Source organism: Caenispirillum bisanense (genome assembly GCF_039523075.1).
GTDB classification, from domain to species: Bacteria; Pseudomonadota; Alphaproteobacteria; order Rhodospirillales; family Rhodospirillaceae; genus Caenispirillum; species Caenispirillum bisanense.
On the sequence record NZ_BAAAEP010000008.1, the window covers coordinates 65,657 to 88,389 of the forward strand.

At 70.8% G+C, this 22,733-nt stretch carries 24 protein-coding genes; 14 read left to right on the top strand and 10 right to left on the bottom strand.

Annotated elements, in window-relative coordinates; all coding sequences use genetic code 11:
- Nucleotides 1-25: 25 nt before the first annotated feature.
- Nucleotides 26-604, top strand: coding sequence for a DUF3833 domain-containing protein (locus tag ABD056_RS06005; RefSeq protein WP_343865360.1), 579 nt, complete (start codon nt 26-28; stop codon nt 602-604).
- On the opposite strand, the gene ABD056_RS06010 is transcribed toward ABD056_RS06005, so the two are convergent.
- From ABD056_RS06010 to ABD056_RS06020, 3 genes are read right to left on the bottom strand one after another with little or no spacing between them, the layout of a single operon-like run.
- Complete coding sequence (locus ABD056_RS06010; protein ID WP_343865362.1) at nt 576-1,037, bottom strand: nuclear transport factor 2 family protein; 462 nt, start codon at nt 1,035-1,037, stop codon at nt 576-578. The two genes, ABD056_RS06005 and ABD056_RS06010, sit on opposite strands and share 29 nt — an antisense overlap.
- 17 nt (nt 1,038-1,054) lie before the next feature.
- Nucleotides 1,055-1,822, bottom strand: coding sequence for an SDR family NAD(P)-dependent oxidoreductase (locus ABD056_RS06015; protein WP_343865364.1), 768 nt, complete (start codon nt 1,820-1,822; stop codon nt 1,055-1,057).
- Nucleotides 1,819-2,565 carry a DUF6134 family protein gene (locus ABD056_RS06020; RefSeq protein WP_343865366.1) on the bottom strand — a complete coding sequence of 249 codons (747 nt, stop codon included), beginning with the start codon at nt 2,563-2,565 and terminating at the stop codon, nt 1,819-1,821. The genes ABD056_RS06015 and ABD056_RS06020 overlap by 4 nt, the downstream gene beginning before the upstream one ends.
- A gap of 218 nt (nt 2,566-2,783) precedes the next feature.
- Here ABD056_RS06020 and ABD056_RS06025 point away from each other — a divergent pair, with 218 nt between their 5' ends.
- From ABD056_RS06025 to ABD056_RS06035, 3 genes are all read left to right on the top strand, one after another.
- On the top strand, nt 2,784-3,746 hold the full coding sequence (locus tag ABD056_RS06025; RefSeq protein WP_343865368.1) for an RNA polymerase factor sigma-32: 963 nt from the start codon (nt 2,784-2,786) through the stop codon (nt 3,744-3,746).
- 166 nt (nt 3,747-3,912) lie between these two features.
- Nucleotides 3,913-4,464, top strand: a complete 552-nt coding sequence (locus ABD056_RS06030; protein ID WP_343865370.1) for a PAS domain-containing protein — start codon at nt 3,913-3,915, stop codon at nt 4,462-4,464.
- Nucleotides 4,465-4,659: 195 nt separating this feature from the next.
- Nucleotides 4,660-5,499, top strand: coding sequence for a DUF2189 domain-containing protein (locus ABD056_RS06035; protein WP_343865372.1), 840 nt, complete (start codon nt 4,660-4,662; stop codon nt 5,497-5,499).
- Between the two features lie 19 nt (nt 5,500-5,518).
- On the opposite strand, the gene ABD056_RS06040 is transcribed toward ABD056_RS06035, so the two are convergent.
- Together ABD056_RS06040 and ABD056_RS06045 are read right to left on the bottom strand one after the other, a co-directional pair.
- The gene (locus tag ABD056_RS06040; RefSeq protein ID WP_343865374.1) at nt 5,519-6,289 is read right to left on the bottom strand and encodes a phosphodiesterase; all 771 of its coding nucleotides are present in this window, start codon (nt 6,287-6,289) and stop codon (nt 5,519-5,521) included.
- A 98-nt stretch (nt 6,290-6,387) separates the two neighbouring features.
- A complete protein-coding gene (locus tag ABD056_RS06045) occupies nt 6,388-6,630 on the bottom strand; it encodes a sulfurtransferase TusA family protein (RefSeq protein WP_343865376.1) in 243 nt (80 codons plus the stop codon).
- Nucleotides 6,631-6,733: 103 nt separating this feature from the next.
- On the opposite strand from ABD056_RS06045, the gene ABD056_RS06050 reads away from it, so the two are divergent.
- The 4 genes from ABD056_RS06050 (at nt 6,734) to ABD056_RS06065 (ending at nt 9,724) form a co-directional block, all read left to right on the top strand.
- Nucleotides 6,734-7,438 carry a fused MFS/spermidine synthase gene (locus ABD056_RS06050; RefSeq protein WP_343865378.1) on the top strand — a complete coding sequence of 235 codons (705 nt, stop codon included), beginning with the start codon at nt 6,734-6,736 and terminating at the stop codon, nt 7,436-7,438.
- A gap of 73 nt (nt 7,439-7,511) precedes the next feature.
- On the top strand, nt 7,512-7,838 hold the full coding sequence (locus ABD056_RS06055; RefSeq protein ID WP_343865380.1) for a rhodanese-like domain-containing protein: 327 nt from the start codon (nt 7,512-7,514) through the stop codon (nt 7,836-7,838).
- 180 nt (nt 7,839-8,018) lie between these two features.
- A complete protein-coding gene (locus ABD056_RS06060; RefSeq protein ID WP_343865381.1) occupies nt 8,019-8,942 on the top strand; it encodes a sulfite exporter TauE/SafE family protein in 924 nt (307 codons plus the stop codon).
- A gap of 254 nt (nt 8,943-9,196) precedes the next feature.
- Nucleotides 9,197-9,724: a universal stress protein gene (locus tag ABD056_RS06065; protein WP_343865383.1), complete on the top strand. Its 528-nt coding sequence runs from the start codon at nt 9,197-9,199 to the stop codon at nt 9,722-9,724.
- Nucleotides 9,725-9,729: 5 nt separating this feature from the next.
- Here the strand turns inward: ABD056_RS06065 and ABD056_RS06070 are convergent, their stop codons facing one another.
- Nucleotides 9,730-10,203: a Mut7-C RNAse domain-containing protein gene (locus tag ABD056_RS06070; RefSeq protein WP_343865385.1), complete on the bottom strand. Its 474-nt coding sequence runs from the start codon at nt 10,201-10,203 to the stop codon at nt 9,730-9,732.
- Between the two features lie 126 nt (nt 10,204-10,329).
- On the opposite strand from ABD056_RS06070, the gene ABD056_RS06075 reads away from it, so the two are divergent.
- Nucleotides 10,330-11,181: a fumarylacetoacetate hydrolase family protein gene (locus ABD056_RS06075; RefSeq protein ID WP_343865387.1), complete on the top strand. Its 852-nt coding sequence runs from the start codon at nt 10,330-10,332 to the stop codon at nt 11,179-11,181.
- 37 nt (nt 11,182-11,218) lie between these two features.
- On the opposite strand, the gene ABD056_RS06080 is transcribed toward ABD056_RS06075, so the two are convergent.
- Both ABD056_RS06080 and otnI read right to left on the bottom strand, forming a co-directional pair.
- The gene (locus ABD056_RS06080) at nt 11,219-12,607 is read right to left on the bottom strand and encodes a hypothetical protein (RefSeq protein ID WP_343865388.1); all 1,389 of its coding nucleotides are present in this window, start codon (nt 12,605-12,607) and stop codon (nt 11,219-11,221) included.
- Between the two features lie 63 nt (nt 12,608-12,670).
- Nucleotides 12,671-13,477 carry a 2-oxo-tetronate isomerase gene (gene otnI / locus ABD056_RS06085; protein ID WP_343865390.1) on the bottom strand — a complete coding sequence of 269 codons (807 nt, stop codon included), beginning with the start codon at nt 13,475-13,477 and terminating at the stop codon, nt 12,671-12,673.
- A gap of 95 nt (nt 13,478-13,572) precedes the next feature.
- Here otnI and hemN point away from each other — a divergent pair, with 95 nt between their 5' ends.
- Entirely contained in the window at nt 13,573-14,922 is a 1,350-nt protein-coding gene (gene hemN, locus ABD056_RS06090) for an oxygen-independent coproporphyrinogen III oxidase (RefSeq protein ID WP_343865392.1), read from the top strand.
- A 33-nt stretch (nt 14,923-14,955) separates the two neighbouring features.
- Here the strand turns inward: hemN and ABD056_RS06095 are convergent, their stop codons facing one another.
- Together ABD056_RS06095 and ABD056_RS06100 are read right to left on the bottom strand one after the other, a co-directional pair.
- On the bottom strand, nt 14,956-15,420 hold the full coding sequence (locus ABD056_RS06095; protein ID WP_343865394.1) for a PaaI family thioesterase: 465 nt from the start codon (nt 15,418-15,420) through the stop codon (nt 14,956-14,958).
- A gap of 73 nt (nt 15,421-15,493) precedes the next feature.
- Nucleotides 15,494-17,698 carry an adenylate/guanylate cyclase domain-containing protein gene (locus ABD056_RS06100; RefSeq protein ID WP_343865396.1) on the bottom strand — a complete coding sequence of 735 codons (2,205 nt, stop codon included), beginning with the start codon at nt 17,696-17,698 and terminating at the stop codon, nt 15,494-15,496.
- Nucleotides 17,699-17,853: 155 nt separating this feature from the next.
- Between ABD056_RS06100 and ABD056_RS06105 the strand changes: the two genes are divergently transcribed.
- The 4 genes from ABD056_RS06105 to nrfD form a co-directional block, all read left to right on the top strand.
- Nucleotides 17,854-18,108, top strand: a complete 255-nt coding sequence (locus ABD056_RS06105; RefSeq protein ID WP_343865398.1) for a hypothetical protein — start codon at nt 17,854-17,856, stop codon at nt 18,106-18,108.
- Nucleotides 18,105-21,308 (top strand): formate dehydrogenase, encoded by a 3,204-nt coding sequence (gene fdh / locus ABD056_RS06110; RefSeq protein WP_343865400.1) that lies wholly within the window; start codon nt 18,105-18,107, stop codon nt 21,306-21,308. The genes ABD056_RS06105 and fdh overlap by 4 nt, the downstream gene beginning before the upstream one ends.
- Before the next feature lies 1 nt (nt 21,309).
- Complete coding sequence (locus ABD056_RS06115; RefSeq protein WP_343865402.1) at nt 21,310-22,200, top strand: 4Fe-4S dicluster domain-containing protein; 891 nt, start codon at nt 21,310-21,312, stop codon at nt 22,198-22,200.
- The coding region (nrfD, locus tag ABD056_RS06120) for an NrfD/PsrC family molybdoenzyme membrane anchor subunit (protein ID WP_343865404.1) at nt 22,197-22,733 on the top strand (537 nt) is incomplete at its 3' end. The genes ABD056_RS06115 and nrfD, both read left to right, overlap by 4 nt.

Sequence of the window (22,733 nt, forward strand, 5' to 3'; positions counted from 1 at the left end):
CAGGATGTCCAGGCGGAGGTGTCACATGCGCAAGCGCGCCGCGGCCATGGTGGCCGTCATGGCTTTGGTGACCACGGGATGCAGCAGCATGAAGATCCAGGATTTCACCGATACCCAGCCGGAACTGGTGCTGGAAGACTACTTCGCCGGCCGCACCACGGCCTGGGGGCTGTTCGAGGACCGCTTCGGCGACGTGCGGCGGCAGTTCGTGGTCGACATCGACGGCGACTGGAACCCGCAGACCGGCGTGCTGGTGCTGACCGAGGACTTCCGCTACAGCGACGGCGAGACCGACCAGCGGGTGTGGACCATCCGCAAGACCGGCCCCAACACCTATGAAGGCACGGCGCCGGACGTGATCGGCACCGCCCGCGGCACCACCGCCGGCAACGCCTTCCACTGGACTTATGCCATGGACCTGAAGGTGGGCGACGGCAGCTGGCGCGTCACCTTCGACGACTGGATGTTCCTGCAGCCGGGCGGCGTGCTGCTCAACCGCGCCACGGTCAACAAGTGGGGGCTGGAGATCGGGTCGGTGTCCATCGCCTTCCAGAAGGACGGCGCAGTGGCGGCCGCTACAGAACCGCGATCCGCCGCCGAATGAGGCGCAGCACCCAGCCGATCACCGGCAGGCGCTCGTACAGCGCCGAGGCGGCATCCCAGTAGTCGATGTGGGCGGTGACGAGGCCGCCCGCGTCCAGCCGCACTTCCGACATGCCTTCCACCGTCCACGGCCGTCCGTTCAGCGCCCGCACCCGGCCAGACAGCGTCCAGCGCAGCAGCGCCGTCTCGCCGTCGCCGGCAAGGCAGCTGTGGTGGACGGAGAAGGACAGGTCCTGCACGTCGTGGAACATGCGCTCGAACACCGCCAGCATGGCGCCGCGGCCGCTGACGTCGTGGAACGGGTCCTTGAAACGCACGTGCGGCGCCGTCACCTGCCGCAGCTCGGGCAGGGTTTCGGGCGTCAGCCGCTCCAGAACGGCGATGTATCGCGCCAGCCCCGCCTGCTGCGGGCCGGCACCGGCTGCTTCCTGCATAATGGCCACCGTCGGCATCACGACTGCCGCACCATGCGCCGCGTAAGGGCGAAAAACAACGACGACGGCAGTAACGACACCAGTTTCATCAGTAATGCCATGCGAGTGGGAAATACGATCTCGAAGCGCCCCGCCTCGATACCGTCAGCCATACGCCTTGCTGCTTCATCAGGTTCCATCAGGAAGGGCATGGGGAAATCATTTCTGTCGGTCAGGGGGGTGCGGACGAAGCCGGGATTAACCACCGACACCGCCACGCCATGCCGCTCCAGGTCCGGCTTCAGCGCCTCGCACAGGTTGATCAGCCCGGCCTTGGTGGCGCCATAGGCGGCGGCGGTGGGCAGCCCGCGGTAGCCGCTGACCGAGGCCGTCACCACCACATGACCGCGCCGGCGGGCGATGAAGCCCGGCACCACCGCCGCCAGCCCGTGGACGACGCCCATCAGGTTCACCTCCACCAGGGTGCGGAACGGGGCGCTGGTCAGCGCCTCCGCCCGCACCGGCAGGTGGGTGCCGGCGTTGAACACCGCCAGGTCGATGGGCCCCAGGTCCTGCTCGATGGCCGCCCGCACCGCCTGCACCGCCGTCTCCTGCGTCACGTCCAGGGGATAGGGGCGGATGCGGCTGTCCTCGGCGGCAAGGCGGGCGAGGTCTTCCTCCGAGCGGGCGGAGGCGGCGACGGTGACGCCCCGCGCCGCCAGTTCCAGCGCCAGCGCCCGGCCGAGTCCCTTGCCGGCACCGGTGATCCAGGCGATGCGGTGGGCGGAGGAGCGGCGACGCCTCATGATGCGCCGCCTTCGCCCGCCGGCTGCGGCTGCGGACTTGCCGCCGCCGGCCGGTCGAGCCCGCACTGGCGGCAGACGTAGGTGATGGTGGAGCCGTCGCGGGCCGGGAAGCGCAAGCCCACCCAGCGGCCGGCGTCGTCGTACCAGACATCGGCGGTCAGGTCGCCGCGATAGGTCCACAGGGTCGCCTCCACCGGCCCCTGGCGGGTGGCCACCGTCTCCCGCCCGGCGGCGGTCATGGTGACGGCGTTCAGTCCGCCGGTGATGGTGTTGAGCACCTGGTCGGAGCCGCGCACGGCGGCGTTCCAGTGGTTGGTGGGAAACAGCGGGCCGGTCGCCGTCAGCCGCCCCAGGCTGCCGTCGATGACCAGCCCGTCGCCGTCGCGGCGGGCGGTGACGGTGCTGCGGCTGCCGTCGTCGTCGGTGACGGCGTCCAGCTGCGCCAGCACCCCGTCGCGCCACACATCGCGCGAGCGGTAGGTGAAGCGGTAGAGCGGCAGGCCGAGAAGAGTTACGGTCATTGTGCTGGCCGCCTCCGCCACCACATCCCCGGCGGGGCCGGCGGCGGTGAACGTCACCTCGTGGCGACCGATGACGGCGCCGTTGCGTTCGACGTCATAGACGATGCGCGGCCCATACAGCGCCAGCGGGTCGGGCTGCGCGGCAGCCGCCGGATGAACGGCAGCCACCAGCGCACCAAGGCCGAGGCAGGGGGCGAGGAAGGACGGGCGCAGCTGCGGCATGGCGGTGGCTCGCGTCGGTTGAAGGACTGGCCGTGGTACGGCTCCTCCCCCGCCGATGGATCACTCCACGCCCGAAAACGACCGAAAAACGCCTATTGCGGTTCATACTGCATTCATAATCCGAAAACCGCCGAAAAAGGGCTTGATCGCCGATTTGGCTACGCCCAAGTTCGGGACGCGACAGGATATTTCCCGCCCTCGCAACAGGAGTTCGGATCATGACCATGCCCTCCACCGACGGCCAGCTGCCGCCGCTGCGGCTGCCGGACCCGCGCGATGACAGCGCCGGGGGCCTGCGCAGCTACCTCGCCGCCATCCACGCCCAGCCGGTGCTGACGGAAGAGGAAGAGCAGCGCTACGCCGCCGCGTGGGTTCATCATGGCGATCTGGAAGCCGCCCACCGGCTGGTGGCCGCCCACCTGCGCCTGGTGCCCAAGGTGGCGCGCCAGTTCCGTGGCCAGGGCATGCCGCTGTCGGACCTCATCAGCGAGGGCAACATCGGCCTGCTGCAGTCGCTGCGCCGCTTCGACCCGGACAAGGGCTTCCGCTTCGCCACCTATGCCCGCTGGTGGATCCGCGCCGCCATCCTCAACCACCTGCTGCAGGACTGGTCGCTGGTGAAGATCGGCACCGGCACCGGCAACAAGCGGCTGTTCTTCAACCTCGCCAAGGTGACGCGGCAGATGGGCCTGCAGCCCGACCGCCTGACCGACACCGACATCCGCGCCCTGGCCGACCGGCTGGAGGTGCAGCCGGCCGACATCGTGCGCATGACCCAGCGGCTGTCCGGCGGCGACCTGTCGCTCGACCACCCGACCGGCGACCAGGACGACGGCCGCACCGGCACCCTGCTCGACACCCTGGCCGACGGCCGCCCGACGCCCGAGGCGGCGCTGGCCGAGCACCAGGAAGGCCGCTGGCGCCGCGCCCGCGTGCGCGAGGCCCTGGGCATCCTGGACGAGCGCGAGCGCACCATCCTCGCCCGCCGCTACCTGACCAAGCGGCCGCACACCCTGCAGGCGCTGGCCTCGCTCTACGGCGTGACGGCGGAGCGCATCCGCCAGATCGAGACCAAGGCCATCCGCAAGCTGCGGGAAGCCATCGAACGTGGCGCCGCCGCCCGGGCCACCGCCCGCGCCGCCCGTACCGTGCGGGGCCTCGCCGCCGCCGCCGCCGGCTGAGGCGGCCGGCGGGCGGAGGCCTCCGGGCCTGCCATGTTGGTTCTAAAGTGCTGACATTCCTGCCCTTCCCCTCTCTCTCGCGTTGATTTCCCCGCCCCGCCCTTCATACTTGGACCATCGTCCGCGTCCGCGGCGGGGCGGGTGAAACAACGGAAGGGTGGATGTCATGCATTTCGCGCCGGAAATCGACCAGCCGCGCCTGAAGACCCTGTTCCGCTATTGGGTGGAGACGCGCGGCGACCTCGCCATGCCGCTGCCGGGCGCCATCCGCCTTGCCGAGCTGCCGCAGGACGTGCGCCGTCACGTCATCCTCTTCCGCGTCGAGAAGGACGCCGCGCAGACCGAAAGCGGCCTGCGCTTCCGCTTCGACACGGTGGGCGAGGCGCTGCAGGATCGCTACGGCGACCAGACCGGAGGCCGGTGGCTGGAGGACATCCTCGGCGGTCACGAGCTGGACGTGGTCAGCCGGGTGCTGGAAAGCGTGGTGCGCGACCGGGTCGTCCACTTCTACCGCACCGTGGTGCCGCTGACCGGCGGCGGCGGCGTGCTGCACACCAAGCTGCTGCTGCCGCTTGGAGTCGCCGACGGCAACGTGACGGCCATCCTGGGCGGCCTGTGCCGTGGCACGCCGCCCGTCGACGGCACGCTGGAAAACAACTACCACAGCCGCTTTGCCGCCCTGGCGGCCATCGAAGACCGCCCGTCCGACTTCAGCTGACGGCGTGTTTGCCCCCTGATCTTTCGGCTATTTGCGGCATGTTCAGTCACTTACCGCAGGAGCGAAAGTCCAGGCGGCGAATACTTGTTTTATTCAACCGCAGATATGGCACGCTAGGCCGTAGGGAGCAGGATGACGCCCGGCCCGCAGAGGCGGCGCATCCCGCATCGGCACCACCGTGGGAGGAGACTGCCCATGAGCGCCATCTACAGCCACCCCAGCCTGCACCGCGACCGCTCCGATCCCCATCGGGTCTGGCTGGAGGGTCGCCCCTACCCCAACATCCGCAGCGTCACCGTCGACCAGTCGAGCCTGTGGCTGGCGGCCGGCTGGCGTGACCTGGTCGCCCATCCCGGCGTCAGCCTTGCCTACGGCGCTGCCTTCACGGGGCTGGCCTACCTGATCGTCGTCGGCCTGTCGCAGTTGGGCATGGCGAGCCTGATCCTGCCGCTGGTGGGCGGCTTCCTGCTGGTCGCGCCGGTGCTGGCGGTCGGGCTCTACGAGGCCAGCCGGCGGCGCGAGACCGGCGAGCCGGTGCGCCTTGGCATGTGCTGGGCCGCCTTCCGCCGCAATCCGGTGCAGCTGGCCAGCATGGGGCTGGTCCTCATGATCCTCTACATGATCTGGCTGATGCTGGCGCTGCTGATCTTCGCCATGTTCTACAACGCCGCGCCGCCCAACATGGCGACCTTCTTCGTCGACATCCTGATGGCCCCGCAGGCGCCGCTGTTCCTGCTGGTCGGCACGCTGGTCGGCGGCGCGCTGGCGGCGGTGGCCTTCACCATCTCGGTGGTGGCGCTGCCCATGCTGCTGCACCGCCCCGACACCTCCGCCGTGTTCGCCATGGCGGCCAGCGTCGAGGCCGTGCGCAAGAATGCCCGCGTCATGATCGGATGGGCGGCGATGATCGCCGTCATCACCTTCGCCGGCATGGCCACCTTCTTCATCGGCCTCATCGTCATGCTGCCGCTGGCCGGCCATGCCTCGTGGCACGCCTACCGCGGCATGATCGGCGACGACGACGCCGCGACCTGACCCGACGGCCGCCGGCCCGTCAGAGATAGGCGGTGTGGGTGACGAGGCCGCCGCTGGTCAGCATGTGCAGCTGATAGCCGGGGGTGGAGCCGCGCGACGCCCTGAAGCCGGCGCCGGGCCGCAGGTCGAGCGCGATCTCGAAGGCGGTGGCGGGCGCGGCGCTGACCGTCAGGCCGTGCCAGCGGGTGGACACCGCCCGGTGCAGGTGGCCGCACAGCACCCGTTCCACATGGCGGTTGCCGGCGACGATGGAGGCGAAGGCATCCGCCCCTTCCAGCGGATCGCGGTCGAAGGCGGCCAGGCCGGTGACGAAGGGCGGGTGGTGCATGGCGATGAGGGTCGGCGCGTCGCGTTCCTCCGCCAGCGTCGTTTCCAGCCACTGCAGGCGGTCGAGGCAGAGGCGGCCGCCGGGATGGCCGTCGTGCAGGGTATCCAGCGCCACGATGCGCAGCGGATAGCCCTCCAGCACATAGTTGAGGTAGCCGGTGGCGGGCAGATAGCCGTCCTGGCGGAAGGCGGCGCGGATGCATTCGCGGTCGTCGTGGTTGCCGGGCAGCACGTAGTAGGGCATGTCCAGCTGGCCGAGGATGCCGCGCAGGTGGGCATAGTCGTCCGGGCCGCCGTCGGCGGTCAGGTCGCCGGTGACCAGCACCAGGTCGGGCCGCGGATCGAGCGCGTTCAGCGTCCGCACCACCGTCAGCAGGCGGGCCGACGGGTCGACGCCGCGCACCTGATCGTCGGACGCCGCCATCACATGGGTATCGGTGATCTGCGCAAGCAGCATGGCCATGATGTCCCCTCCCTCACTCTCCTCGGCGGCATTCTACCGCCGCCTTGCGCGCCTGCAAGCGGAGCGCGCATGCGCCACGGAAGTTTCTCGCGCGCCGGTCAGGCGGTGGCGCGGCGGATGTGGAACAGGTAGACGCCGCCCTCCTCCGACTGGTGTTCCAGGGTGTGGCCGGTCTGGCTGCAGAAGCTGCGGAAATCGGCGACGGCGCCGGGGTCGGTCGCCTGCACTTCCAGCAGCGTGCCGGGCGCCATGGTGTTGAGCGCCTTCTTGGTCCGCAGGATCGGCAGCGGGCATTGCAGGCCGCGGACATCAAGGACGACCGGCGGGGCGGCGGTGGTCATGGGCGGGCTTCTCCCTTTCCTCGCGAAGGTGCGGCCCCCATAATAGGGCGGTCGCCGCGGCGGCGAAACACGCCGCTGCGCACCCCCTGAACGAGGGCGCCCGATGCCCCGAGACGGCCTTCCCGACGACAACCTTTCCGTGGGCGGCAGCCGGCTGCGGCTCGGCCTCTACGCCGTGGCGCTCGCCTGCGGCGGGGCGGCCGTGGCGGTGCTGGCGGCCCCCGGCGGCATCGTGCTGGCCGGCGGCGCCGGCGGCAGCCCGGCCTGGCCGCTCTCCGCCACCGCCCTGCTGCTCGGCCTGACCGGCGGCGTGTGGCTGGGCGGGCGGCTGAGCGGTCCGCTCGCCACCCTGCCCATCACCCTGCGCCGGCTGGCCGCCACCTTCGGCGCCGCGGCGCTGACCAGCGTCACCGCCGCCCTGCTGCCCATGGCCGCCGCCGCCCTGCTGGCCGAGGCCGGACTGGAGGGGGAGGCGCGGATGCTCGTGCTCGCTCTGCTGCTGCTGTTGCCGCCGGCGCTGGCGGCCGGGGCGGCGGTGGCGGTGCTGCTCAAGCTGGCGGTGGATGAACGGCCGCTGGCCCGCGGCCCGGCGCTCGGCACCATGCTGGCCTGTGCGGCGGGCGGCGGCGGCCTCGGCCTGCTGCTGGCCGACACGCTGCTGCTGCCGCGCATGGGGCCGGTGGGGGCGCTGACAGGCACCAGCGTCGTCTTCGCCACCCTGGCGCTGATGTTCGCCATCGCCGAGCCGCGCCAGCCGCCGCCGGGAGGCGGGGCCCGGCCCGGCTCCCGCCCCGACGGGCCGCGCTGACCCCTTGCCTCCGGCTGCGGCTGCGCCCATTGTCCTGCCCTGGTTCAGTTTCAGCGCAGGGAGTCCCGCACACATGGCCACCATCCGCATGGCGAGCCCCGAGGACGTGATGCAGTGGGTTGCCGAAGGCAGTGCCGTCATCGTCGACGTGCGCGAGCCCGGCGAATACGCCCAGGCCCACATCCCCGGCTCGACCCTGGTGCCGCTGTCCAGCTTCGATCCGACGGCGGTGCCGGCGGTGGGCCCGGACCAGCACCTGGTGATCCATTGCGCCAGCGGCATGCGGTGCGCGCCGGCCTCCTTCGCGCTCAAGGCCGCCGGCTATCAGGGCGAGATCAACCGGCTGGAAGGCGGCATCATGGCGTGGTACCGGGCCGGCGGCGCCATCGAGGCCGGCTGACCGTCTTCCCCCGGCTGTCCGGCCCCAGCCGTCCGGCCCCGCCGCCTCCCCCCGATGCCCGTCCGTGCAGGCTAGGCAGCCGGCGCGGAACAGGGTAGCGTCGTCTGCGCGCGTCGCCGTCGAGCCGCCCGCCCCGCCCTTCCTTCCCCGCTCACCGCCCGCCGACTGCCGCCGCCCTTCATGGACATCTACCTGCCCGTCGCCAACATGACCGAGAACGTCCTCGTGCTGTTCGGGGTCGGCTGGCTGGTGGGCGTGCTGTCGGGCATGTTCGGGGTCGGGGGCGGCTTCCTGCTGACGCCGCTGCTCATCTTCCTCGGCATTCCGCCGACCGTCGCCGTCGGCACCGGCGCCAACCAGGTGGTGGGCGCCTCGGTCTCCGGCGTGCTGGCCCACTGGCGGCGCGGCAACGTCGACGTCAAGATGGGGCTGGTGCTGCTGGCCGGCGGCGTCGCCGGATCATCGCTCGGCGTCTGGCTGTTCGCCATCCTGAGGCGACTCGGCCAGGTCGAGACGGTGGTGCAGATCCTCTACGTCATCATGCTCGGCATCATCGGCGGGCTGATGCTGTACGAGAGCCTGCAGCAGATGCGCCGCCGCCGCGGCGGCCGGCGCCCGCCGGCGCGCAAGGTGCACCGCCACGCCTGGGGCCAGAACATGCCCCTGAAGGTGCGGTTCCGCCGCTCCCGCCTCTACATCAGCGTCATTCCGCCGCTGGCCATCGGCGCCTTCGTCGGCGTGCTGTCGGCCATCATGGGGGTGGGCGGCGGCTTCATCATGGTGCCGGCCATGATCTACCTGCTGGAGATGCCGACGGCGGTGGTGGTCGGCACGTCGCTGTTCCAGATCATCTTCGTCGCCGCCAACGTCACCTGGCTGCAGGCCAGCGCCAACCAGGCGGTGGACGCGGTGCTGGCGGTCATCCTGCTGGCTGGCGGCGTGGTGGGAGCGCAGATGGGGGCGCGATTCGGCTACAAGCTGAATGCCGAGCAGATGCGCAGCCTGCTCGCCCTGATCGTGCTGTCGGTGGCCGGCAAGCTGCTCTACGACCTGGTCTCGCGCCCGGACGAGCTGTACAGCCTCGGCCTGCCGCCGGTTCTGTAGGCGCGAACTTCGCCGCTGCGATACAGCCGCGGCGTGCGCTGCAGCACAGGATTCAGTTCCCGACCCTCCCGCCCTGTTGTTATCCTCCTTGCGCCGAACTTCGGGGCTGGGGCCACGCCTGTTGGATGGGCGTCCCGTGAAATGGTGGTGTCCGGCGGCAATCCGTTTGTCATCCGCCGGGCGCGTCGCCATCATGATCGGCACACCAATGGAGCCGGAAAAACGCGGCCCACTGCTCTGGGAGGAGATCAGCCATGCATGTCGAGGTTCCCCTCGGCGGCGTGCCGACCGAAGCCGCGTCGCTCAGCCGCCCCCTTGCCCGCCGCCGAACGTTCCTGGTGGTGGTCGATGACAGTCCCGAACTCCATGCCGCCGCCCGCTTCGCCGCGCGCCGCGCCGCCCGCAGCGGCGGCCGCGTCGCCCTGCTGTCGGTGGTGGAGCCGGCGGAAGGCGGCCACTGGATGTTCGTCGGCAACCTGATGCAGCAGGAGGCGCGCGAGGATGCCGAACGCCGCCTGCAGCAGCTGGCCGCCACCGTCCACGCCTGTTCCGGCCAGCGGCCGGAACTGATCGTGCGCGAAGGCACCCTGCGCGAGGAACTGTTCACCCTGATCGAGGAAGACGAGGACATTTCCGTCCTCGTGCTCGGCGCCGCCATCGGCGGCGACGGGCCGGGGCCGCTGGTGCAGGCGCTGACCGGCAAGAATGCCGGCAAGCTGCGCATCCCGGTCACCATCGTGCCCGGCAACCTGACCGAGACGGAGATCGACGCCCTCACCTGAGGGCGTCAGCCGTCGCCCTGAAGACCGGCCGCCCAGGCCTCCAGCCGCGCCCGCATGCGGCGGGCGTGGCTGCCCGGCCAGTACAGGCGGCCGCACCCCGGGCACAGGCGGAACGGCCCCGCCAGGGCCTGCGCCTGCCGTGGCGCGCGGGTCAGGGCCTGGGGCGGTGCCGGATCGAGTCGCAGGTTGCACCGCAGGCAGCGGGTGAAGGGTGCCGCCAGCCAGTCCACCGCCAGCCGCCGGCGCAGCTCCAGCGCCTGGGCGTCCAGGTGCTGCGACTCCAGCAGCACCACCAGCCCGGCCGCCGCCTTGTGCTGCACGATGGGCCGGTCGCGGGTGAGGAACAGCCGCTGCTCCACCGCCGCGCGGGCGATCAGCCGGCGGTCGTCGTCGCCGGGCACCGGAGTCGCGGCGTCGTAGCCCGCCGCCCGCAGCCAGCGGGCGAGGCCGCCCAGCATCTCGTCACACAACAGTCGCATGGCGCTGACATGGGGCGGGGGTGAAGCCTCTGCCACGTCCGGCACCCGCCCCTGACCATTGGCGACTTCTGCGCCGGGCCCTGCCGTTGCTATAGTGGCGCGCCTGCTGCCACGTCGGAGACGATCATGAAGCTGTTGCGTTGGGGCCCGCCCGAGGCCGAAAAACCTGGCCTGCTGGACCGCGACGGGACCATCCGCGACCTGTCCGCGGTGGTGGACGACATCGCCCCCGCCCGCCTGACCGCCGCCGACTGGGACCGCCTGCGCGGCCTCGACCCCGCCAGCCTGCCGGCGGTGCCGGCCGACACCCGCCTCGGGCCGCCGGTGGCGGGGGTGGGCAACATCCTGTGCATCGGCCTCAACTACCGCGACCATGCGGCCGAAACCGGCGCCCCGACGCCGCCGGAGCCCATCGTCTTCAGCAAGCACACCAGCGCCCTGTGCGGCCCCGACGACCCCATCCACCTGCCGCGCGGCTCCATCAAGAGCGACTGGGAGGCTGAACTGGCGGTGGTCATCGGCCGCCGCGCCTATGGCGTGCGGGAACAGGACGCCCTGTCCCACGTCGCCGGCTACTGCGTCGCCAACGACGTGTCGGAACGCTCCTACCAGCTCGACCGTGGCGGCCAGTGGATCAAGGGCAAGTCCTGCCCCAACTTCTGCCCCCTCGGCCCCTGGCTGGTGACGGCGGACGAGGTGCCCGACCCGCAGGCCCTGAAGGTGTGGCTGGACGTGGACGGCACCCGCATGCAGGACGGCACCACCGCCGACATGATCTTCCCGGTGGCCCACATCGTCAGCTACCTCAGCCGCTTCTTCACGCTGCTGCCGGGCGACGTGATCCTGACCGGCACACCGGCCGGCACCGGCCTTGGCCGTGGCGTCTACCTGCGCGAAGGCGCGACCATGCGGCTCGGCATCACCGGCCTGGGCGAGCAGACCCAGCGCACGGTGGCCAACGGGGTGGCGGCGCAGTAGGCGCCGCCCCAACCCGTCGTCCTGCCCCGCCGTCCGGTCAGCCGAACTTTTCCAGCTGGCCCTTGCGCAGCGACTCGAACAGGCCGGCGCAGACCATGCGCAGGTCTTCGGCGTTGCGCACGCTGCCCTGCCCCGGCAGGGCGTCGGGCTGGTAGTTGAAGGCGTTGTTGAACTTGCCCGGAATGGCCTGCCAGATCTTCAGCCGCTCCTCGTCGTTGACGTAGGCGGCGAAGGTCTCCTCGCCCAGTTCCTCGGCGGCGAAGAGGATGAGGTCGCGGCCCAATTCGCGGTTGGCGATCTGCTCGATCATGCGGCTGATCACCGGCGGCACGTGCTGGGCCAGCCGGCCGAGGGCGGGCGCCACATGCTCCGGCACGTTGAGCACGTTGCGCAGGCGGTGCGGCTCGGCGAACAGGCGCCAGATCTCGTCGCCGAACACCGGCGTCAGGCGGCGCACCAGGGTGTCGACGTTGGCCCCCTGCTTGAGGATGGTCTCAAGGCCGGTCGAATGCTCGGTCACCAGCGCCTCGAAGGTGCGGCTTTCCAGGGCGGCGATGGCGGGCTCCATCTCGTCCAGGCGGCGCTGCTCGGCGGCGCTGACCTTCGAGCGCGGCTTGGCGCCGGTGGCGACGCCGACGCCGTTGCGCACTTCGGCAAAGGCGCGGGCGACGCCGCGCACCACGGAGATGTCGGCGCTCTTCAGCGCCAGCACCGGCTCCAGTTCCTCCGGCGTGCGGAAGAAGGTGATGAGCGAGCCCAGCGCCTCCGCCTGGCGGGTGCGCAGGCGGGCGTAGGCGCGCACCATGGTGAACTGCCATTCCTCGCGCAGGTACGGCTTGATCAGCAGGTAGACGCCATAGCCGGGGTACTTCTCGCGGAAGTCGGCGGGCTCGAAGGTCTGCTCGCCGGCGATGAGCTTGCGGGTCGCCTGGCTGAGCCGGCCGCCCAGGCTCTTGCGCTCGCGGGCCTGCTCCTTGGCGTGGCGGGCGGCCTCGCGCTTGGCTTCCTTGATGGCCCAGGCCTTTTCCAGCCGGTCCATGTAGATGCGGGCGGCGCCCATGAGGTGGGCGCGGACCACTTCGGCGAAGGTGCGGCCGCAGGGGGCGATGGGCGTTTCGCGGTCGGTGACGGTGCCGCCGCCGCCCTCTGCCTGGAAGAAGGGGCGGAACTGCGGCGAGTCGCGCAGTTCCCACACCATATCGAGCAGGGCCGGCACCACTTCCGGCAGTTCGCCCAGCACGTCGTCGACGCGGCGGCGGTTGCCCAGCTTGTCGATGAACTCGCTGTGGCCGGCCTTCTCCAGCAGCGCCAGCAGGACTTCATAGCCCTTCTGGGCCTGCTGCCGCAGTTCGGGACACACGCGCCGTTCACTGCCGCCGCCCTGGGCGGGCGGCGGCTTGGCGGCCTTGTCGTTGTCAGCTGCCACGGAACCCTTCACTCCTCTCCCGGCGCGGTAGCGGCGCCTTCCCCATGTCTCGCGACGATCGTACTACGCCTTCCGATCAAGCCCAATCCCCCATTCCCGCGCCCACCGCAGGCCGGCCAGGGTGTTGATGCGCGGGCGGTACTCGCAGCCCACCCAACCGGCATAGCCGTGGGCGTCGATGAGGTTGAAGAGATAGGGGAAATTGATCTCGCCGTTGGCGTCGGGCTCATGCCGGCCGGGCACGCCGGCGACCTGCATGTGGGCGATGCGGTGCAGGTTGGCCTCCAGGAAGTCGGTCAGGCCGCCCTGGGTGATTTGGGCGTGGTAGATGTCGAACTGCAGGAACAGGTTGTCGTGGTCGACCTCGTCCAGCACCCGCACCGCATCGTCGGGCCGCTGCAGGAAGTAGCCGGGCATGTCGATGCCGTTGATGGGCTCGATCAGCACCTTCACCCCATGCACCTGCGCCTGCGCGGCGGCATAGCCGAGGTTGCGCAGGTAGGTGTCATAGGCGGCGTCCAGGGCTTCGGGGTCGTCCTCGTCGACGATGCCGGCCATGACGTGCAGGTTGGGGCAGCGCAGCGCCCGGCACCACTCCAGCGCCAGGTCGAGGCCGTCGCGGAATTCCTCCTCCCGCCCCGGCAGGGCGGCAAGGCCGCGTTCGCCGGCTTCCCAATCGCCGGGCGGAGCATTACATAGCACCATGGACAGCCGGTGGTCCGCCAGGGCAGCGGCCGCCGCGTCACGGTCGAGGTGATAGGGGAACTGCATTTCCACCCCCTTGAACCCCGCCTCGGCGGCGGCGGCAAAGCGGTCGGGAAACGGCCGGTCGGTGAACAGCGTGGACAGATTGGCAGAAAAACGAGGCATGGAACCTCCCGTGGACGACGCGCTACTATAGCGCCCCCGCACCGGGACGAAAGCCTCGGCGTCGACCGTCGGCGCCCACAGAGCACAGAGGAAACATGCGACACGATCTCGTCGAGAAGTACGACCTGCGCCTGCCGCGCTACACGTCGTACCCCACCGCTCCGCACTTCACTCCGCAGGTGAGCGGCGAGACCTACGGCAAGTGGCTGGCCGAGCTGCCGCCGACGGAAGAGCTGTCGCTGTATTTCCACATCGCCTATTGCGCGGAAATGTGCTGGTTCTGCGGCTGCCACACCAAGATCACCAAGCGCTATGACCCCATCGCCGTCTACCTGGAGGCGCTGCTGGCCGAGGTGGATCTGGTGGCGGCCCGCCTGCCCGGCCGCTTCAAGGCGCGGCACGTCCACTTCGGCGGCGGCACGCCGTCGATCCTGACGGCCGAGGACTTCAAGCGCACCATGGACAAGGTGCGCCAGCACTTCGACCTGACCGCCGACGCCGAGGTGGCGGTGGAACTGGACCCGCGCACCGCCAACGAGGACTACGTCATCGCCATGCGCGAGGCGGGCGTCACCCGCGCCAGTCTCGGCGTGCAGGACTTCAACCGCAAGGTGCAGGAGGCGGTGAACCGCATCCAGCCCTACGAGATGGTGGACGAGGTCGCCGGCTTCCTGCGCAAGCACGGCATCACCGAACTGAACATGGACCTGATCTACGGCCTGCCCTACCAGACGACGGAAAGCGTGGTGGAGACCATCGACCAGGCCGTCACCCTGGCGCCGCGCCGCATCAGCCTGTTCGGCTACGCCCATGTGCCGTGGATGCGCAAGCACCAGACCCTGCTGCCGGAAGAGGCCCTGCCGGGCATGGCCGAACGCTGGAGCCAGTACGAGGCGGCGCAGGAGCGTCTGCGCAAGCACGGCTACGTCGCCGTCGGCCTCGACCACTTCGCCGCCCCCGACGACGAGATGGCCAAGGCCCTGAACGAGGCGACGCTTCACCGCAACTTCCAGGGCTATACCACCGACACCGCCTCCACCCTGATCGGCTTCGGCGCCTCGGGCATCGGCTCGCTGCCGCAGGGGTATGTGGCAAACGAGGGCGGCATCCACGCCTATCAGCGCATGGTCCACGACGGCCTGCTGCCCACCACCCGCGGCCGCGGCCTGTCGGAGGAAGACAAGCTGCGCCGGGCGGTGATCGAACGCCTGATGTGCGATCTGGCGGTGGACCTGGAAGCGGTGGCGGCGCCCTACGGCGTCAGCCCCGACCACTTCGCCGACGAGGTGGCGGCCCTGTCCGACCTGGAAGGCGACGGCGTGGTCCAGCGCGACGGTTGGCGCCTGACCGTCACCGACGACGGCCGCCCGCTGGTGCGCGCCGTGGCGGCCAAGTTCGACCAGTACCTGAAGGCCGGCGAACAGCGCCACTCCAAGGCGGTGTAAGCGCGCCCGGCAGCGGCGGTCGGCGGGCGGCGCCTACGGGCGCGGCTGCCCCTCCTCCGCCTCGCTGCCGCGATGATAGCGGAAGGTGCCGGTGGCGGTGGCGATGACGCGGCCGTCGGCGTCGGTGGCGGTCGCATCGACGAAGTAGAGCTTGCGCCCGCCGCCGCGCTTGCGCGCCTCCGCCCGCAGCACGCCCGTGCTCATCTGGCCGAGGTAGTTGGTGGTCAGCGACAGGGTCAGGGTGCGGCGGATGTGGCCGGGCACCGGACAGAAACAGCCGGCATAGCCGCTGGCGGTGTCGAGCACCGTCGTCAGCACCCCGCCGTGCAGCACGCCGGCGCGGTTGAGGTGCTGCGGCCCCACCTCCAGCTCCACCACCGCCCGGTCCGGCTCCCACGCCACCAGCCGGTAGCCCAGCAGCGCCTGCAGGCCGCTGCCGTTCTCCTGCTCCCAGGCGAGGTTGTCGGCGGCGGTGGCAGCGGCGGCGGGGGTGGTCATGGCGAGGCTCCGGGTGCGGACGGTGGTTAGCGGGCCGCCACCCTACCGCCCGCTTCGCCGGTGCCGCCAGGGCCTATTTCGTCGTCAGTTCGTGGACGCCGGTCCAGCCGTCCGGCGGCGGCGAGGTCTTCCAGGCGGCGATGCGCGGCAGGAACAGGGCCGGCAGCGGATCGTCGGGGAAGCGGGCGGCGATGTCGCCATAGGCGGCCTCGGCGGCGGCCCAGTCGTGTTCCATGTAGGCGTAGTAGGCGCGCTCGGTCAGGGCGGCCAGCTCGCGCTGCTCGGCGGTGGCCATGATGCCGGGCACCGCATCGGTGCGGGCACCCATCAGCTCGTACAGACCCACCGGCGCCCGCCGCCCCTTCACCGCCACCAGGTCGAGCGGGCGGAACAGGAAGCGTTCGCCGGCGTCGCGGAACACCGCCTGGCTGGCGATGATGCGGGTGCCGTAGGCGCGGTTGGCGCCTTCCAGCCGGGCCGCCACGTTGGCGCCGTCGCCCATGACGGTGTAGCTCATGCGCTCCATCGACCCGATGTTGCCGACCATCACGGCGTCGGTGTGCAGGCCCATGCGGGTGGTGAGTTCGGGCCAGCCGGCCTCGCGGGCGCGGCGGTTGACCTCGTCCAGCCGCACCCGCGCCAGCAGGGCGGCGAGGCAGGCATTGGCGGCATGGTCCTCCGCCGGCACCGGCGCGCCCCAGAAGGCCATCACCGAATCGCCGATGTACTTGTCGATGGTGCCGTGGGTTTCCAGCACCGCCCGCGCCACCGCGTCCAGGTGGTCCGACACCAGCAGCATCAGCTCGCGGGTCGGCATGCGCTCCGACAGCTGGGTGAAACCGGCGATGTCGGAGAACAGGATGGTCACATGGCGCGACTGGCCGCCGAGCGTGATGGGCTGGCCGGAGGCGATGAGGTCGCGCACCAGTTCCTTCGGCACATAGCGCCCGAAGGTCTGCAGCGCCGTCTTCAGGGTCCGCAGCGATCCCGCCAGGGCGTTGATCTCGCGCACGTTGGAGCGCAGGTCGGCATCGCCGTTGAGGTCGAAGGCGGTGATGCGGTCGAACTCCGCCACCATCTGCCGCAGCGGCCGGCTGATCCACTGCGAGAACAGGCCGATCAGCACCATGCCGACCAGCGCCACCGCCACCGACAGGGCGATGATCTCGCGCGTCGTGCGCTGCAGGCCGCCGACGAAGTCATCGGCCGGCACCACCACCGCCATCACCCAGCCGCGCCCCAGGTCGGCCTGGAAGGGGATGAAGGTCGCCAAGTAGTCGCGCCCGTCCACCGCATAGGCGTAATGGCTGCGGCCGGTGGTGCCGCGGTGGCGGCGCACCGCCTCGGCGATCCACGGCTCCGCCAGCTGGTCGCCGGGCACCAGTTCGACGCTGCCGCCGCTCTGCCGCACCGTGCGGGCGGCGTCGGGGAAGGCGATCAGGCGGTCCTCGGCGTCCAGGATGAAGGCGACGCCCGAGGTGCCGGCCACCAGGCTGCGCAGGAATTCCGACAGGCTTTCGAGCGTGATGTTGGCCGCCGCCGCGCCCAGGAAGCGACCGTCGGCCGCCACCATGGGCGATACCGGCGCCACCCCCGGCAGGCTGGAGGACGTGAACACCACCACGTCGGTCCACATGCGGGCGGTGCTGCCGGCCGCCACCTGATCGCGCATGGCGCGGTACCAGTCGCGCTTGCGGGCGTCGTAGCTGATCTCCGCCGCCTCTTCCGCCCCCAGGTCGGTGCCGTCGGCGGCGAGGTAGCGCCAGTGGTCGGTCGGCGCCTCCCCCGACCAGTCGAGCACCCGCAGGGCATAGGCGACGTCCGGGTGCATGGGGGTGTTGTTGGGGCCGTAGCGGCGGATGCCCGGCGGCACCGCGAAAGCCTGCAGGAAACGGCCGCCGTCCTCGAAGGCGTAGTAGACGCTCTGCAGTTGCGGATGTTCGCGCAGCACCGCCAGCAGGGTCGGGAAGACCTGCTCGCTGCGGGCCAGTTCCGGCTGGCTGGCGCCCAGGGCCGCCACGGTGGAGACCGCCGAGCCCACCGGCTGCAGCATGTCGCCGGTGTGGCGGATGGCGGCATCGCCGGCGGTTTCGATGAAGCTGCGGGCGAGGTCGAGCACCGCGTCGCTGTTGCGGTCGTAGGTATAGGCGATGATGGTGCCGCAGATGGCCAGCACCAGCGCCGTGAACACGGTGGCGATGTTGACCCGGAACGTCAGGCCGCCGGCGCGGCGACGCGGCCCCGCCTCGTGCTGCGATCCCGTTCCCCCTTCCGCCATGGTTCCCCCCGTGGCACGACTCCCCGCGGCGGACTGTATCATGCAGGGTGGAATAATCCTATCGGCCGCAAGGTCTCGGCGGTAACGGCACACCGGCGAACCCTCTTTCGCCACGACACGTTCGCACCCCACACCACACAGCGAGGGAAGCGGCGATGCGAACGGTCAGCGGCGTCATCACGGTGGTGCAGGAGGGCCGCTTCCGCCTCGCCGCGCCCGACGGCGGCACCCATCTGTTCGTGCTGTCCCACGCCTGCGCGGTGGAGCCGCAGGACCTGCCGCCGCTGCAACGCAGCCGCACCCGGGTGGCGGTGGAGTACGAGGACAGCCCCGACCTGCTGGCGGGCATCGTCCACCGTCTGCGCCGCCTGCCGCCCGCTAACGCGGCCGACGCGGGGGCAGGCCCATGAGCCGTGCCGCCCGCAGCGTCCGCCGTCACGGCCTGCTCGACCGCGTGCAGGGCTTCGTCGCCGAATGGTCGGTGCCGCGCCAGCTGAAGGGCGAGCCCCACCACGGCACGGCGGCCCAAAGCCGGCTGTCGCGCGACCTGCGGCCACGGCTGGAGGACGCCGACACCGTCGGCACCAGCATCTGCCCCTATTGCGCCGTCGGCTGCGGTCAGCTGGTCTACGCCCGCGACGGCAAGGTCATCCATGTGGAGGGCGATCCGCGCAGCCCCGTCAACCAGGGCACCCTGTGCCCCAAGGGCGCCGCCACCTTCGGCCTGCTCACCAGCCCGCAGCGGCTGTCCACCGTGCTCTACCGCCCGCCCGGCGGCACGAAGTGGGAGGAACGGCCGCTCGACTGGGCCATGGAGCGCATCGCCCGGCTGACCAGGCAGACCCGCGACGAAACCTTCGTCCGCCGGCTGCCCGACGGCACCATCGTCAACCACACCCTCGGCATCGCCTCGCTGGGCGGAGCGACGCTCGACAACGAGGAAAACTACCTCATCAAGAAGCTGTTTTCCGGCGGCCTCGGCATGGTGTGGATCGAGAACCAGGCCCGCGTCTGCCACTCGTCGTCGGTGCCGAGCCTGGGCGCCACCTACGGCCGCGGCGCCGCCACCCTGCCGCAGTGGGATCTCGCCAACTCCGACGTGATCGTGGTGATGGGCTCCAACATGGCGGAAAGCCACCCTGTCGCCTTCCGCTTCGTGCTGCAGGCGAAGGCGCGCGGCGCCACCTTCATCCATGTCGATCCGCGCTTCACTCGCACCTCGGCCCTGTCGGACATCCACGCCCCCATCCGCACCGGCACCGACATCGCCTTCCTGGGCGGCATCATCCGCCACATCCTGGAAAACGACCTGTGGTTCCGCGACTACGCGCTCGCCTACACCAACATCGCCACCATCATCGACGACCGCTACCAGGGGCCGGACGAGCTGGACGGCGTGTTCTCCGGCTGGGACGAGGAAGGCCGCCGCTACACCTACGACAGCTGGCAGTACGAGGGCATGACGGTGCCGTCGTCGCTGGCCGAGCACTACGTCAACACCACCGAATCCTTCAACGACCAGACCAAGCGCCTGACCGAAGGCGAGGTACCGCAGGACGTCACCCTGCAGCACCCCAACTGCGTCTACCAGATCATGCGCCGCCACTATGCCCGCTACACGCCGGAGATGGTGGAACGGGTGACCGGCTGCCCGCAGGACATCTTCCTGAAGGTGTGCGAGGCGCTGACGAAGAACTCCGGCCGCGAGCGCACCGGCGCCTTCTGCTACGCCGTCGGCTGGACCCATCACACCACCGGCGTGCAGATCATCCGCGCCGCCGGCATCATCCAGGCGCTGCTCGGCAACACCGGGCGGCCGGGGGGCGGCATCCTGGCCCTGCGCGGCCACGCCAACATCCAGGGCTCCACCGACATCCCCACCCTTTACAACATGCTGCCCGGCTACCTGCCGCAGCCGCATGCCTTCAAGCCGCACGACAGCTTCGCGGACTACATCGCCGTCGAGCAGACGCCCACCGGCTGGTGGAGCCACTTCCCCGACTATGCCGTCAGCCTGCTGAAGGCGTGGTACGGCGATGCCGCCCAGCCCGACACCGACTGGGGGTTCGAGTGGCTGCCGCGCATCGTCGGCGACCATTCGCAGCTGCCGCTCACCGTCGCCATGCGCGACGGCGTGGTGAAGGGGCTGTTCCTGACCGGCCAGAACCCGGTGGTCGGCTCCAGCAACTCCCATCTGGTGCAGCGGGCCCTGGGGCAGCTGGACTGGCTGGTGGTGCGCGACTTCGCCGAGACCGAAAGCGCGTCGTTCTGGTATCGCGGCCACGACATCGAAAGCGGCAAGACCCGGCCGGAGGACATCGGCACCGAGGTCTTCCTGCTGCCCACCGCCCTGGCCGGCGAGAAGCCCGGCACCTTCACCAACACCCACCGGCTGGTGCAGTGGCATGACAAGGTGGTGGATGCGCCCGGCGACAGCCGCTCGGACCTGTGGTTCTTCTACCACCTGGGCCGCCGGCTGAAGGAGCTTTACGCCGACAGCGACCGCCCCCACGACATCGCCATCCGCAACCTCACCTGGGACTACCCCGAGGAGGACGGCGACCGCCGCGAACCCTCCGCCGAGGCGGTGCTGAAGGAAATCAACGGCTACACCTGGCCCGACCGCACGCAGATCGCCGATTTCAAAGATCTGAAGGACGACGGCTCCACCGCCTGCGGCTGCTGGATCTACACCGGCATCTACCCCGAGAAGGGCCGCAACCTCGCCCGCTCCCGCCGCCCCGACGACGACAACGGCCCCGGCAGCCATCTCGGCTGGGCGTTCTCGTGGCCGGAAAACCGCCGCATGATGTACAACCGCGCCTCCGCCGATCCCGCCGGGCGGCCGTGGTCCGACGCCAAGCGGCTGATCTGGTGGAGCGAGGACGACGGCCGCTGGACCGGCCACGACACCCCCGACTTCCAGCCCGAGAAACGCCCCGACTACGAACCCGACTGGGACGCCAAGCCGCAGGGCATGGACGCCATCAGCGGCCACGACCCGTTCATCATGATCGCCGACGGCCGCGCCTCGCTGTTCGTGCCCTCCGGCCTCAAGGACGGGCCGCTGCCGACCCATTACGAGCCGGTGGAATCGCCGGTCGACAACCCGCTCTATGCCGTGCGCGGCAGCCCCACGGCCAAGCGGTGGGAGCATTGGGACAACCCGCTGCACGACCCCGGCGACCCGCAACACCCGCACGCCCTGACCACCTACCGGCTGGTGGAGCACCATTGCGGCGGCACGCCCACCCGCTCCGTCCCCACCACCGCCGAGTTGCAGCCGGAAGGCTTCTGCGAGGTGCCGACCGAGCTGGCGGCGGACCTGGGCATCGCCACCATGGACTGGGTGGTGCTGTCTACCGCCCGCGGCGAGATCGAAACCCGCGCCATGGTCACCGACCGCCTGCGCCCCTTCCGCATCGACGGCCGGGTGGTCTACCAGATCGGCATGCCGTGGCACTTCGGCTGGCAGGGCTATGCCACCGGCGACATCGCCAATGTACTGACCGCCATGGTCGGCGACCCCAACACCAGCATGCACGAGAACAAGTCCCTGACCTGCGGCCTGCGCCGCGGCCGGCTGAACCGCGACCCCGACAGGAGGTGACATGGGCGTCCATCCGCGAGCCCTCGACTACCCGGACTCCCTGCTGCCGGGGCCGATCCCCGACGAGTCGGAACTGACCTCCGGCACCCGCATCGAGGCGGGGCGGTCCTACGGCTTCTTCACCGACACCACCCTGTGCATCGGCTGCAAGGCCTGCGAGGTGGCGTGCAAGGAATGGAACGCCCTGCCCGCCGACGGCCTGGCGCTGTCGGGCATGAGCTACGACAACACGGTGAAGCTGTCGGCCGACACCTGGCGGCATGTGCTGTTCGTTGAAAAGGCGCCGCGCAACGACATCGGCCCGCCGTTCCAGGCCGGCTGGGTGATGATGAGCGACGTGTGCAAGCACTGCGCCAACGCCCCCTGCATGGAAAGCTGCCCCACCGGCGCCCTGTTCCGCACCGAGTTCGACACCGTCGTGGTGCAGCAGGACATCTGCAACGGCTGCGGCTACTGCGTGCCGGCCTGCCCCTTCGGCGTGGTGGAACTGAGCCCGGCCGACGGCAAGGCGCACAAATGTACGCTCTGTTACGATCGCCTGAAGGGCGGGCTGGAGCCGGCCTGCGCCAAGTCCTGCCCCACCGACTCCATCCAGTTCGGCGAGGTCGACACCCTGGTGGAACGGGCGCACGAGCGGGTGGCGGAGTTGCACCGGCGCGGCGCCACCGACGCCTACCTCTACGGCGCCCCCGACAGTCCCGGTGCCACCGGCGGGCTGGAGCGGCTGAACGCCTTCTTCCTGCTGACCGAGCGGCCGGAGGTCTACAACCTGCCCGCCGCGCCCGACCGGCCGGCCGACCGCATCGCCCCCGGCCTGGCCGCCGGGGTGGCGACGGTGGCCGGCCTCGCCCTCGCCGCCGCCGCCCTGCTGGCGGGAGGGCGGCGGGCATGAAGGCTCTCACCCCCCACCACCGGCGGTCCCGCCGCGACGACGGCGACCACACCGCCACCGCCCCCACCTACTACGACCAGCCGGCGCTGAAGCCGCCGCCCTACGACTGGCGCATCTCCGGCTACATGGTGCTGGCCGGCATCGCCGGCTCGGCGCAGATCATCAGCACCCTCGCCAGCCTGTCGCCGCACCCGCCGCGCCGGCTGGTGCGCAACGGCCGGCTTCTGGGGCTGATCGGCACGGTGCTCGGCACGCCGCTGCTGATCGCCGACCTGAAGACGCCGTCGCGCTTCTACAACATGCTGCGCATCGCCCGCCCGACCTCGGCCATGTCCATCGGGTCGTGGATCCTCTCCGGCTTCGGCGGGTTCAGCGGCCTTGTCGCGCTGGGCCAGCTGGTCGCCGGCCGGATACCGGGGCTGCGGCGGCTGGTCGGGCTGGCGCAGGTGCCGGCGGCGGGGCTCGGGGCCGGCATGAGCGTCTATACCGCCAGCCTGCTGTCGGCCACCAGCATCCCCCTGTGGTCGGCGGCG

What these genes read in the sequence shown, in the direction of transcription:
- ABD056_RS06055 (WP_343865380.1), top strand. Translation starts at nt 7,512, where the DNA reads ATGGCCACCATCCGCATGGCGAGCCCCGAGGACGTGATGCAGTGGGTT.
- ABD056_RS06115 (WP_343865402.1), top strand. Translation starts at nt 21,310, where the DNA reads ATGGGCGTCCATCCGCGAGCCCTCGACTACCCGGACTCCCTGCTGCCG.
- ABD056_RS06020 (WP_343865366.1), bottom strand. Translation starts at nt 2,565, where the DNA reads ATGCCGCAGCTGCGCCCGTCCTTCCTCGCCCCCTGCCTCGGCCTTGGT.
- ABD056_RS06075 (WP_343865387.1), top strand. Translation starts at nt 10,330, where the DNA reads ATGAAGCTGTTGCGTTGGGGCCCGCCCGAGGCCGAAAAACCTGGCCTG.
- ABD056_RS06105 (WP_343865398.1), top strand. Translation starts at nt 17,854, where the DNA reads ATGCGAACGGTCAGCGGCGTCATCACGGTGGTGCAGGAGGGCCGCTTC.
- ABD056_RS06065 (WP_343865383.1), top strand. Translation starts at nt 9,197, where the DNA reads ATGCATGTCGAGGTTCCCCTCGGCGGCGTGCCGACCGAAGCCGCGTCG.
- ABD056_RS06050 (WP_343865378.1), top strand. Translation starts at nt 6,734, where the DNA reads ATGCCCCGAGACGGCCTTCCCGACGACAACCTTTCCGTGGGCGGCAGC.
- ABD056_RS06025 (WP_343865368.1), top strand. Translation starts at nt 2,784, where the DNA reads ATGACCATGCCCTCCACCGACGGCCAGCTGCCGCCGCTGCGGCTGCCG.
- otnI (WP_343865390.1), bottom strand. Translation starts at nt 13,477, where the DNA reads ATGCCTCGTTTTTCTGCCAATCTGTCCACGCTGTTCACCGACCGGCCG.
- fdh (WP_343865400.1), top strand. Translation starts at nt 18,105, where the DNA reads ATGAGCCGTGCCGCCCGCAGCGTCCGCCGTCACGGCCTGCTCGACCGC.
- ABD056_RS06070 (WP_343865385.1), bottom strand. Translation starts at nt 10,203, where the DNA reads ATGCGACTGTTGTGTGACGAGATGCTGGGCGGCCTCGCCCGCTGGCTG.
- ABD056_RS06005 (WP_343865360.1), top strand. Translation starts at nt 26, where the DNA reads ATGCGCAAGCGCGCCGCGGCCATGGTGGCCGTCATGGCTTTGGTGACC.
- hemN (WP_343865392.1), top strand. Translation starts at nt 13,573, where the DNA reads ATGCGACACGATCTCGTCGAGAAGTACGACCTGCGCCTGCCGCGCTAC.
- ABD056_RS06035 (WP_343865372.1), top strand. Translation starts at nt 4,660, where the DNA reads ATGAGCGCCATCTACAGCCACCCCAGCCTGCACCGCGACCGCTCCGAT.
- ABD056_RS06060 (WP_343865381.1), top strand. Translation starts at nt 8,019, where the DNA reads ATGGACATCTACCTGCCCGTCGCCAACATGACCGAGAACGTCCTCGTG.
- ABD056_RS06100 (WP_343865396.1), bottom strand. Translation starts at nt 17,698, where the DNA reads ATGGCGGAAGGGGGAACGGGATCGCAGCACGAGGCGGGGCCGCGTCGC.
- ABD056_RS06030 (WP_343865370.1), top strand. Translation starts at nt 3,913, where the DNA reads ATGCATTTCGCGCCGGAAATCGACCAGCCGCGCCTGAAGACCCTGTTC.
- ABD056_RS06010 (WP_343865362.1), bottom strand. Translation starts at nt 1,037, where the DNA reads ATGCAGGAAGCAGCCGGTGCCGGCCCGCAGCAGGCGGGGCTGGCGCGA.
- ABD056_RS06015 (WP_343865364.1), bottom strand. Translation starts at nt 1,822, where the DNA reads ATGAGGCGTCGCCGCTCCTCCGCCCACCGCATCGCCTGGATCACCGGT.
- ABD056_RS06045 (WP_343865376.1), bottom strand. Translation starts at nt 6,630, where the DNA reads ATGACCACCGCCGCCCCGCCGGTCGTCCTTGATGTCCGCGGCCTGCAA.
- ABD056_RS06095 (WP_343865394.1), bottom strand. Translation starts at nt 15,420, where the DNA reads ATGACCACCCCCGCCGCCGCTGCCACCGCCGCCGACAACCTCGCCTGG.
- ABD056_RS06040 (WP_343865374.1), bottom strand. Translation starts at nt 6,289, where the DNA reads ATGGCCATGCTGCTTGCGCAGATCACCGATACCCATGTGATGGCGGCG.